Annotated in this window: 12 protein-coding genes; all 12 read left to right on the plus strand. The window is 41.6% G+C overall.

Annotated elements, in window-relative coordinates; genetic code table 11:
* The first annotated feature begins 21 nt into the window (after nucleotides 1–21).
* A complete protein-coding gene (locus LXM54_RS24360; protein ID WP_233318392.1) occupies nucleotides 22–1,683 on the plus strand; it encodes a GspE/PulE family protein in 1,662 nt (553 codons plus the stop codon).
* Nucleotides 1,684–1,694: 11 nt separating this feature from the next.
* Entirely contained in the window at nucleotides 1,695–2,750 is a 1,056-nt protein-coding gene (locus LXM54_RS24365) for a type IV pilus twitching motility protein PilT (protein ID WP_233318394.1), read from the plus strand.
* On the plus strand, nucleotides 2,737–3,942 hold the full coding sequence (locus LXM54_RS24370) for a type II secretion system F family protein (RefSeq protein WP_233318396.1): 1,206 nt from the start codon (nucleotides 2,737–2,739) through the stop codon (nucleotides 3,940–3,942). The genes LXM54_RS24365 and LXM54_RS24370 overlap by 14 nt, the downstream gene beginning before the upstream one ends.
* Before the next feature lie 118 nt (nucleotides 3,943–4,060).
* Nucleotides 4,061–4,495 carry a prepilin-type N-terminal cleavage/methylation domain-containing protein gene (locus LXM54_RS24375; protein WP_233318398.1) on the plus strand — a complete coding sequence of 145 codons (435 nt, stop codon included), beginning with the start codon at nucleotides 4,061–4,063 and terminating at the stop codon, nucleotides 4,493–4,495.
* Nucleotides 4,496–4,513: 18 nt separating this feature from the next.
* Nucleotides 4,514–5,260, plus strand: coding sequence for a prepilin peptidase (locus LXM54_RS24380; RefSeq protein WP_233318400.1), 747 nt, complete (start codon nucleotides 4,514–4,516; stop codon nucleotides 5,258–5,260).
* Nucleotides 5,261–5,271: 11 nt separating this feature from the next.
* Entirely contained in the window at nucleotides 5,272–6,252 is a 981-nt protein-coding gene (gene pilM / locus LXM54_RS24385; RefSeq protein ID WP_233318402.1) for a type IV pilus biogenesis protein PilM, read from the plus strand.
* Nucleotides 6,253–6,255: 3 nt separating this feature from the next.
* On the plus strand, nucleotides 6,256–6,891 hold the full coding sequence (locus LXM54_RS24390; protein ID WP_233318404.1) for a fimbrial assembly protein: 636 nt from the start codon (nucleotides 6,256–6,258) through the stop codon (nucleotides 6,889–6,891).
* Nucleotides 6,888–7,646, plus strand: coding sequence for a pilus assembly protein PilO (locus LXM54_RS24395; protein ID WP_233318407.1), 759 nt, complete (start codon nucleotides 6,888–6,890; stop codon nucleotides 7,644–7,646). Before LXM54_RS24390 ends, LXM54_RS24395 begins: the two co-directional genes overlap by 4 nt.
* Nucleotides 7,639–8,109, plus strand: a complete 471-nt coding sequence (locus LXM54_RS24400; protein WP_233318408.1) for a type II secretion system protein — start codon at nucleotides 7,639–7,641, stop codon at nucleotides 8,107–8,109. Before LXM54_RS24395 ends, LXM54_RS24400 begins: the two co-directional genes overlap by 8 nt.
* Nucleotides 8,110–8,208: 99 nt before the next feature.
* On the plus strand, nucleotides 8,209–9,303 hold the full coding sequence (locus LXM54_RS24405) for a hypothetical protein (protein WP_233318410.1): 1,095 nt from the start codon (nucleotides 8,209–8,211) through the stop codon (nucleotides 9,301–9,303).
* Between the two features lie 274 nt (nucleotides 9,304–9,577).
* Nucleotides 9,578–10,156 (plus strand): Maf family protein, encoded by a 579-nt coding sequence (locus LXM54_RS24410; protein WP_233318412.1) that lies wholly within the window; start codon nucleotides 9,578–9,580, stop codon nucleotides 10,154–10,156.
* Nucleotides 10,157–10,218: 62 nt separating this feature from the next.
* The coding region (radC, locus tag LXM54_RS24415; RefSeq protein ID WP_233318414.1) for a RadC family protein at nucleotides 10,219–10,766 on the plus strand (548 nt) is incomplete at its 3' end.

Raw genomic sequence — 10,766 nt, forward strand, 5'->3', positions numbered from 1 at the left:
TTTTAAGGGAGGGATGCAAGGATGAAACAAATTCGAAAACGACTTGGTGATTTGTTGGTGGAAGCTGGTTTGCTGACAGAAGAACAGCTGCAGCAGGCGCTGCAAGATAAGCATCCGGATCAAAGGCTTGGCGACAGTTTGCTTCAAAAGGGATTTATTACAGAGCAGCAGCTTATTGAAGTATTGGAATTGCAGTTAGGCATTCCCCATGTAAGCTTGTACCGCTATCCTTTTGACCCTAAATTATTTACGATTGTTTCCAAGGAAACAGCGAAAAGACAGTTGATTATTCCGCTCAAGAAAGATGGAGAAAAACTGTATGTCGCAATGGCTGATCCAATGGACTTCTATACAATTGATGATTTGCGCTTGGCTACTGGCTTTCAAATAGAAACAGCTATTGCTTCTAAAGATGATATCCTGCGGGCAATCAATAAATATTATGATATGGACGAAGGCTTTGAAGAATTGCTGTCAGATTCGAATGAGATTGGTGAAAGCCAGAGCGATGGGATGATTGAGCAAGATTCTCCAATCGTAAGACTTGTTAACCAAATATTGACGAATGCAGCAACATTAAAAGCAAGTGATATTCATATTGACCCGCAGGAAACGAAGGTGGTTATCCGCTACCGTATTGATGGCGTACTTCGTGTCGAACGGGTCCTGCCAAAGCATATGCAAAGTGTATTGATTGCCAGGCTGAAAATCATGGCCAATTTAGATATAACAGAGCATCGCATTCCCCAGGATGGGAGAATTAAGATTAATCTGGATTTCCATCCGATTGATTTGCGTGTATCAACATTGCCGACAGTATATGGTGAAAAGGTTGTAATGCGTCTTCTTGATTTAGGGAGTACCTTAAATGACCTTAATAAGCTTGGCTTTAATAAAGTTAATCTTGGCCGCTTCGTTGACATGATTGAAAAACCGACAGGGATTATTTTAATAACAGGCCCGACTGGTTCAGGTAAATCTTCCACTTTATATGCTGCACTTAATCGCTTAAACAGTGAAGAGGTTAATATCATTACGGTCGAGGACCCTGTTGAATATCAATTAGAGGGCATTAACCAAATTCAAGTAAACGGAAATGTCGGCATGACATTTGCAGCAGGATTGCGCGCTATCCTGAGACAAGACCCGAATGTCATCATGGTCGGGGAGATACGAGATAAGGAAACAGCCGAGGTTGCTGTCAGAGCGTCGTTGACAGGACATCTTGTTCTTAGCACTCTTCATACGAATGATTCTTTGGGCTCTATTACACGATTGCTTGATATGGGAGTGGAGCCATTTTTAGTTGCTTCCTCCTTAAGCGGAATTGTCGCACAACGGCTTGTGAGAAAAGTGTGCAGAGACTGTGGAGAGGTTCATCCTGCTTCGGCGCGAGAGAAAGAAATTTTCGCAAAAAGAGGGTTGTCCATCGAGAAGGTGGCAAGAGGGAAGGGCTGTGCTTCCTGCAACATGACAGGCTATAAAGGCCGTGTTGCTATCCATGAGGTGTTAGTTATCAATGATGAGATGAAAAGTGTCATCATGAATGGCGAGTCCTTCACGAAGCTGCGGGAGCTTGCTATTAAAGCTAAAACAATCTTCTTAATTGATGACGGTCTTTTGAAAGTTAAACAAGGAATTACTACAACAGAAGAAGTGCTTCGTGTAGCTATCCCTGACTAGGAGGGGCTAATATGTACAACAATATCGACCATTTGCTGCGGGTCGGCTTTGAGCTTAAAGCTTCTGACATCCATTTGACAGTCGGAGTGCCTCCTGTCATGCGTATAAACGGAGAGCTGAGACGATACGGCAAGGAAAGCTTAACCCCTGCAGATACAGAAACGATGGCAAAAGCGATGATTCCTAAGGAGTTATGGGATGTGTTCACGGAAAAAGGAGAGCTGGACTTTTCCTACAGTCTAAAAGGTGTTTCCAGATTTCGTGTTAACACATATAAGCAAAGAGCGTGTGTTGCTCTTGCAATCAGGGTGGTGCCAACATCTATACCCAATTTGGATGATTTGAAGCTGCCGCCAATCTTAAAAAAAATCAGTGAAAAGCCGCAAGGATTAATACTCGTTACAGGACCGACAGGAAGCGGTAAATCAACAACACTTGCTGCGATGATTTCCTATATGAACGAGACGATGAGAAAGCATATTATCACATTGGAAGATCCGATTGAATACTTGCATAAGCATGGTAAATGCATTATTGATCAGCGAGAGGTCGGCTTTGATACGAAGAATTTCGCCAATGGGCTGCGGGCTTCGTTAAGACAGGACCCGGATGTTATTCTAGTCGGCGAGATGCGTGATTTAGAAACAATTCAAACCGCAATTACAGCAGCAGAAACAGGCCATCTTGTGCTCGGAACGCTTCATACGTCTAGTGCGCCGGCGACAATCAACCGGATTATTGATGTGTTTCCGCCGTCCCAGCAGGATCAAATCCGCATTCAGCTGGCATCTGTGCTTGTGAGCATCGTGTCCCAAAGGCTGTTTCCAACACCAGACAAGACGGGCAGGGTGTCTGCAACAGAAATCTTAATTAATAATGCAGCTGTTGCGAATTTAATCCGCAACGAAAAGATCCATCAAATTCAAAATATCATGCAGACATCAAGAGCAGCTGGGATGCATACATTAGAAAGCAATGTGAAGGAGCTCGTCCAGGCTGGAGCTGTATTAAGAGAAGCTGCACTTCCATATTTACAAGAGAAGGAGCAAAGCAATGGCTCGTTATAAATATGAAGGAAGAGACCGCAGAGGTAAAAAAACAGGCATTGTTACAGCACAGTCAAAAAGAGATGCCATGCTGCAGCTGAAGGAAAAAGGAATCAGAGTCATGGAAATCAATGAGATTCCCGAAACACTGCTTACAAAGGAAATCACACTAGGCAGTCCGGTTAAGCTGCAGGATTTTGTTATTTATTTACGTCAATTTGCCACATTGCTGAAAGCAGGTATTTCTGTTGTGGAAGCAACAGCTATTCTTGCACAGCAGACAGAAAGCAAAGGCCTTCGTAAAGCATTGCTGTCTGTCGAACAAGATTTGCGTGACGGAAATCCGCTCTCGCAAGCAGCCAGCAAGCATCGCAAAGTGTTCTCCAGCATGTTTGTCAACATGATACGTGCTGGTGAAGCAAGCGGCAGCATGGACGAGACATTGGAAAGACTGGCAGTGCATTATGAGAAGCAGCATTTCACGAAACAAAAGATTATTTCGGCACTTACTTATCCAATCGCGATTGCTATTATTGCCATTATAGTCGTTATCTTTTTGCTCGTAAGCATCGTCCCGACATTTGTTGATATGTTCAAGGATTTCGGCGGTGAATTGCCTGCAATCACCAAATTTGTACTGAATGCTAGTGAATTCATGCAAGTATACTGGTGGCTGATTATACTGTTGATGATTGCATTTGTTGTCAGCATTCTTGTGATACGAAATAATAAAGCTTCAAAATACTATTTAGATTATTTTCTGCTTCGGCTGCCTGTTTTCGGTAAAATTTTGCAAAAAGCAGCATTAGCAAGAATGACAAGAACATTAAGCTCGCTGTTTTCCAGTTCCGTGCCGATTCTGCAGGCGATCGCGATTGTCGAAAGCGTCATTGAAAATGAAGTGATGTCAAAGGTGCTTATAAAATCAAGAAGCGCACTAGAACAAGGTCAATCATTAACAACACCGATGAAAGCACACTGGGTGTTCCCGCCCCTTGTGACCCAAATGATTGCCATCGGTGAAGAGACAGGCTCACTCGATGCGATGCTTTCAAAAGTTGCTGACTTTTACGAAAGAGAAGTCGAAAGTGCCACAGACAGACTGAAGTCCTTAATCGAACCGATTATGATCGTGCTCCTTGCCGGAATTGTCGGCACAATCGTCACATCCATCATGGTGCCGATGTTTGAAATATTCAACCACGTTCAATAAAAAATATAGGACATTTTCCTTAAAATAACTGTATGAATGAGTCTATTTATCTAGTATAATAGTAATAGGTTGTACACAACCAAAATAAATAACTTTTTTAAAAGAGGAGCAACTAAAAATGGGTCAATTATTAAAAAAACATATTAAAAACGAAAAGGGTCTTACGCTAATTGAGCTTTTGGCTGTTATCGTTATTTTAGGTATTATTGCTGCGATTGCTATTCCTAGCATTGCGAATATTATTGAGAAATCTCGTTTTGATGCTGTTAAAGCAGATGCTGTACAGATTTTGAATGGCGCACAGACTTATGTTTCTTCTAATGACTATACAACAGGAACACTAGATGAAGATGAGTTAGGTGATTTTGTTGAAAACGTAACTACATTTGAAGATGGATATACTGTAACAGTTGGTGACAGTGGACTTACTTTTTCAGGTACTGGTCAAAAAGGAAATGTAACAATAAAATTTAATAATGCAAACTTATCTACAATTAACAGTGCTACAAAATCTGGTAAGAGTAATACAATCGGTACTACTACTACACCTTAATGAATTGAGGGCGAATAATTGATCTACCTACTAATCTTCCTATACGGAATAACACTAGGCTCCTTTTATAACGTTGTCGGGCTCAGGGTTCCATTGCAGAAATCGATTGTTAGGCCAAGATCACATTGTACGAATTGCGGGCATACTTTAACACCGCTAGAATTAATACCTGTTTTAAGCTATATGTTCGTAAGGGGGAAATGCAGGTGCTGCAAAGCATCGATTTCCCCCTTATATCCTATATTTGAGCTTTTGACAGGTGTTCTTTTTGTTTTATGCCCTGTTATTCTTGGCTGGGAAGCAGAGCTGTTTGTAGCGTGGACGTTCATCTCATTATTGATGATCATCACTGTTTCTGATATAGAATATATGATTATTCCAGATAAGGTGCTGCTGTTTTTTGGCATCTTGCTGTTAGGAGAACGAATTTTTATTCAGTTGGATCCCTGGTGGGACAGCTTGCTTGGGGCAGTTGTCGGTTTTGTGCTTTTGTATGTGATTGCAGTGGTCTCAAAAGGCGGCATGGGAGGCGGAGATATAAAGCTGTTTGCCGTTATTGGATTGGTGCTTGGTATGAAGCTCGTCCTTTTGACCTTCTTCCTTTCCACCATATTTGGAACTGCAGGCGGCCTTATTGGCATGGCTGCAGGTAAAGTGAAAAAAAACAAGCCGATTCCGTTCGGTCCGTTTATCGTGATTGGTGCGCTTGTGAGTTATTTTTATGGCAATGACTTAATCAATTGGTATTTAAATGTATTTCTTTAAGGAGCAGAGGTATGGCTATACGATTTAATTTAGGAAAAAGCAAATATGTCAACTTAACAGTGAAAGACCATTGTATCCGCTATGTGGAAATGAAGCACGGCCATGATACATCTGTCCAAAGCTGGGGTGAGCGTTTCTTGCCGGCAGGCTTGATTCAAGATGGTGCAATCCAGGATTTGCAAACCTTCTCCATGATATTGGAAGAGTGTATTCAAGAATGGAAAATTGCCAAAAAACAAGTCCGCTTCCTTATTCCTGATTCATCTGTGGTTATCCGAAAAATTTCCATTCCGGAAGATGTAACCCCTGATGAAATTAAAGGATACTTATACATGGAATTGGGGACTTCTATCCATTTGCCGTTTGAAAACCCTGTTTTTGATTACCATCTGTTAGCAGAAAAAGATAAAAATAAGCAACAAATCATTCTGTTTGCAGCACCAGAAGACAATATTGCAGAGCTGTCCGAGATTCTTGATGAAGTGAAGCTGAAACCAGAAGCTGCTGATATTTCCGCACTTGCCCTTTATCGTTATTATCACCATACAAGCAACTCGCCGTCCAATGACGGGGTGATGATTATTGAAGTGGATTTAAAGACAGTAAATGTGAGCATTTTTGAAAATCATCATCCGCTTTTTATGCGCCATTTGATTATTGAAGTAGACAATGAGCAGTGGGTGCAGAAAAATGCATCAGAAGGACTTACATTTACGGGAGATAAAGCGGAAGTTTGGAACGGCCTTGACGATATCTATAAAGAAATAGAAAAAGTAATGAGCTTTTACCGTTATACTCTCAACAAGGGAGATAGACAAGTAAAAAAAATAGTGATTACCGGAGACCATCCATGGCTGCCTGCAATTGTTGAGCAAATTAAGGAAAGATTTGATAATGCAGAACAGATGAAGGATTTTGTCCCGAGTTTGAATGATGAGCCTATACCAACGAGCGTACATGTCAACATTGGTTTAGGATTAAAAGAGGTGTAGGTCATGCTTGTAGAAATTAACCTCCTTCCTAAAAAAGAGCCTAAGAAAACAGCCATGCTTGTTTGGGTTCTTGCAGCAGCAGCTCTTGCTGCCCTGCTTGCAGGCTTGTTCTTTTGGCAGTACACCAATGACAAGAAAAAGCTGAATTCGGTTGAGGATAGCCTTGTACTTTCCAATAATATTGTAAAGTCTTCAGAGGCCAGCTTGAAAAACTATCAAGAATCAGATTCTGCAAAGGACTTGAAGAATGCCATCACTTGGGCGAATGAACAAAAAGTGGACAATGTTTTCCTTTTGAAACAGCTCACAGCTATTCTGCCTAATAGAGGATTTATTCAAGAACTGGAAGTGAGTGAAAAGCAAAAAGTTACGCTTAAAGTACAGTTCGATACAAAAAGTGATGCTGCGTATTATTTGAATTCGATCCTGCAATACAGCTGGGTCGATGAAGCGATATTGGTAGACAGCAAATCTACGGATATATTAGAAGGCAAAGTGAGTGAAGAGATAGACGAGGCTATTGAAACACTGAAGGAAGGCGATATTGAACCAAGATATTATGCTTCCTATGAAATATTGTTTACAACTGCTGGTTTAACGGCAGCAGCAAAGAATGAAGAAGGGGAGGAGTCCCCATGAGATTAGGTGAAAACAGATCGCTGTTTTTGTTCCTGCTTTCTGCTTTGCTTATTTTAGGTGCTGGTGCTTATGTTTATTTTGCATACTTACAGCCGCTATCTAACCAGGTGGACACAAAAGAGACAGAGCTTCAGCTTGTGGAGCAGCAGGTCACGATTCTTGATTCGAAAATTAAAGCAGCTAAAGAAAGCACTAAAACAAGCACTGTTCAGCTACAGCAGCAGGTTCCTGTTAAAAGACTGCTTGAACAGGCACTCCTGGAAATAGAAAAAGCAGAAATTATTTCCGACACGAATCTTATTGAAATAAAGTTGAATGGCACAGATTCAGACGAAACGGTGACAGAGGAAGATTTAACAACAGCTGATAAAGCTATTGATGATGCCAATAAACAAGCAGGTGACGAATCAGAAAATGATGCTGCAGCCTCTGAAACAACGTTGCCAAATGGCATTAAGAAAACAGCCATTAATATATTAGGAGAGGCTAACACCTATTTCGACCTGGAGAAATTGCTGGAAGAGCTGCAGTCCTCAAAACGGATTATGGATATTGATTCCTTAAAAATTACTGGAACGAAGGAAGTAATGGAAGTGGAAGACAATGACCAGAAAATCGAATTTGAAATGACTGTATCCATTTACTACTATCCAGAGCTGGAAGACTTGATCAATGACTTGCCGTCAATGGAAAGCCCTGCTTCAGCAGACAGGAAGAACCCATTTGCTGGGGTGTCTACAGAGGAAGATGAGTAAAACGAATAGATTGCTATATACTAGACTCAATGAACGAGGATTGACCCTTGTAGAGCTTCTTGCAGTAATTGTCATTATAGGTATCCTTGCGGCAATTGCAGTCCCATCTGTCATAAAGGTAATCCATGATATGAGAGACAAGTCATTTGTTGCTAATGCATGGAATATGAAGGAAGCAGCAGACTTCTATATCAAGGAAGCTACCACAAGCGGTCATGGTGCAAATGATCGGATTACGTACGAAGAGCTTGTTGAGAACGGTTATATGAGTGCATTTAATGATCCAGATACGGATGATCCCCTCCCGCTCTCTGCCGACAGCTATGTGACGATAAATAATAATGAAACGATTGCGGTGTGCATTAAAGGGGAAAAACGAAATCTTTGCACAAGTGAAGGCGAGGAACAGCCGATTCAATATAAGGACTTAAAAGTGAGTCTGATTATGTCTAATAAAAACTGAATTTGACGAAATCATTCTATAACAAGACGACAAAAGTCTTGTTATTTTTTTTTGCTAGTATGATAGGATGAACAAAACTAGTAAATGGAGGTAGGACGAGTGACAGAAAAGCCGGAGAACCGCAAAACGATCACTATCAAAATCAACGGAAAAGACCGTCCGTTCCAAAACAAAGAAAATCAAATGAAATCAGATGAACAGCAGGATGCTTTTGTAAATAACAAGGATTCTATTCTGCCGAAAAATTCTGCAGAGGAAGTGGCGGCAGGCAGCGAGGCACTGGAAGATGAGAGCTTTGACTGGATTCTTCCTAATGCTGCTGATGAAGAGGAATCCGACGACATAAAGGAATTTCAATTGCAGACTGACCAGAAAAGCAAGGGCAATATGCTTGCAAAGATGAAGCAAAAAGGCAGCAAAAGAAATCTATCAAAAGGAATGGTTGCATCGATTTTTTTTGCTGTGTTCTTTGCGATTGTGCTAGGGACGGGGTTTGGTTTCGTGCTGCTGAAAATGGTCGATACAGATAAGGCAGCAATCGCAGGCAATAATGCAAGTGCACCTGCACAATCAGCAGGCACGGATAATACCGGTGAAGCTGCAGCAGGCACAGTTGCGGCAACAAAAGCAGAAATCAGCACCTTTGTTGTACAGAATAACATTTACACAGCAGAGGATGGAGCAGATAAAGAGGTGGACCGACTTACAGAGAAAGGCATTGTTGCCCAAAAGGTGCCGATAGATGGGAAGTTTGCGATTTACCTAGGCATAGCTGCTGATATAGACAATGCGAAAAGCATGAAAACAGAAAAAGAAGCAGACGGAGCATCTGCATTTGCCAAGGAAATGGTGTTTCCGGGAGGCGAAGCAGGTAAGGTGACTTCAACAGAAAAGCAGTTCCTTGATGCTGCACCAGAAATATACGGTGCTGCAAGCGACGCTTTAACAGCTGCATATGCTGGCGGCACAATCCAGGAAGATACAGCGAAAAAACTAAGTGATCAGCAAAAGATTCTTGATGAGATGAAAATAAGTGAATTTAAGGAAGCTTCCATCAAGAAAGCAGCCGAAGGTCTTGCATCAGGAGTAAAAGGTGCAGCTGCCCTCGGACAGGACAGCAGCGCAGCCAATCAAGAAGCTGTTCAAAAGTCACTTTTAGCTTTTTTGGCAAACTATGTCGAAATTGGTTCATAAACTTTATATTACCTGGGAAATAATAAAGGGAGCAAAATGCTTCCTTTATTTTTCTTGGCGAAATTTGCAACTCTCCTGAAACTAATTGCATGATGTTTACGTCATATTTAGGAAGAGAAGCTAAAGGGAATTTTCGATATATTTCTACATATTACGTCATGTTACATTTCATTTACTATTTGTTAAAAAATTCTCGTTGAAAATTGTATCTGTATGTATTCTTTGATAGGATAGGTTTGTATCTCCCATTATGAAATGTTAGGTTGGTGGAATCATGATTAAGAAAACCCTCATATTAGCCTCATCTTCTCCTCGACGAAAAGCGCTCCTTGAAGATCTTCATATATCTTTTGAAGTTTCCAGCAGTGACGCAGATGAAAGCTTTGACAACTCCCTTGCACCTGGAGAAATAGTGATGGAATTGGCCAGAAGAAAGGCGGACGCTATCTCAAAGGCGAATCCAGACAGCTATTGTTTAGGTGCGGATACGATTGTATACCATAATGGGAATGTTCTCGGTAAACCTGCTTCCAGACAAGATGCGTATCAGACCTTAAAGGCATTGTCCGGGGCGGAGCACGCCGTATATACAGGTGTATCCATCGCGGTGAATGGAAAGCATACTGCTTTTTTTGAAAAAACAAATGTTCTGTTTTGGGAATTGACAGATGCAGAAATAAACGCATATCTCGACACCGGGGAACCGTTTGATAAGGCTGGTGCCTATGGCATTCAAGGAGTAGGCAGACTTTTAGTGAAAGAAATCAAAGGAGATTATTTTACGGTAGTTGGACTGCCGATATCCAGGACCATCCGCGAGCTGCGGGCCCTTGGATTTGACATGCCTCATTAAAAAGGTTAACACCCCCATCTCTGTTCTCTTCATAGAATAGGTGATAGGAGGATAATATAAGCATGGACTCTATATTAATGAAAGACTATCCGGAAGAGGAGCGGCCCAGGGAACGTTTTATGCTTAAAGGGGCTGAAAGCCTGTCCAATAATGAACTGATTGCCATCCTTATTCAGACTGGTTCAAAGGAAGAATCAGCTTTGGATGTTGCCAACAGACTGCTCCATCACTTCAATGGTTTAAGAACCTTGAAGGATGCGACATTGGACGAGCTAAAGGCGATTAAGGGCATCGGAACGGCCAAAGGGTTGCAGCTTTTGGCGGCTTTGGAGCTGGGCGGGCGTGTTTCAAAGCTTGCCTTTAATGGGAGATATACAATACGCTCTCCTGAGGATGCCGCCAAATACATGATGGATGAAATGAGATTCCTGTCACAGGAGCATTTTATCTGCTTGTACCTCAATACGAAAAACATTGTCATGCATAAGCAGACAATTTTTATTGGCAGCTTGAATGCGAGCATCGTTCATCCTAGAGAGGTATATAAGGAGGCAATTAAGCGTTCAGCAGCTTCGGTCATTTGCCTGCATAACCACCCATCCGGTGATCC

The sequence above is a fragment of the Bacillus sp. Au-Bac7 genome (assembly GCF_021341655.1).
Taxonomy (GTDB): domain Bacteria; phylum Bacillota; class Bacilli; order Bacillales; family Cytobacillaceae; genus Niallia.

Coding starts and splice junctions, on each gene's coding strand:
- pilM (WP_233318402.1), top strand. CDS start 5,272: ATGGCTATACGATTTAATTTAGGAAAAAGCAAATATGTCAACTTAACA.
- LXM54_RS24375 (WP_233318398.1), top strand. CDS start 4,061: ATGGGTCAATTATTAAAAAAACATATTAAAAACGAAAAGGGTCTTACG.
- LXM54_RS24400 (WP_233318408.1), top strand. CDS start 7,639: ATGAGTAAAACGAATAGATTGCTATATACTAGACTCAATGAACGAGGA.
- LXM54_RS24365 (WP_233318394.1), top strand. CDS start 1,695: ATGTACAACAATATCGACCATTTGCTGCGGGTCGGCTTTGAGCTTAAA.
- LXM54_RS24370 (WP_233318396.1), top strand. CDS start 2,737: ATGGCTCGTTATAAATATGAAGGAAGAGACCGCAGAGGTAAAAAAACA.
- LXM54_RS24395 (WP_233318407.1), top strand. CDS start 6,888: ATGAGATTAGGTGAAAACAGATCGCTGTTTTTGTTCCTGCTTTCTGCT.
- LXM54_RS24410 (WP_233318412.1), top strand. CDS start 9,578: ATGATTAAGAAAACCCTCATATTAGCCTCATCTTCTCCTCGACGAAAA.
- LXM54_RS24390 (WP_233318404.1), top strand. CDS start 6,256: ATGCTTGTAGAAATTAACCTCCTTCCTAAAAAAGAGCCTAAGAAAACA.
- LXM54_RS24360 (WP_233318392.1), top strand. CDS start 22: ATGAAACAAATTCGAAAACGACTTGGTGATTTGTTGGTGGAAGCTGGT.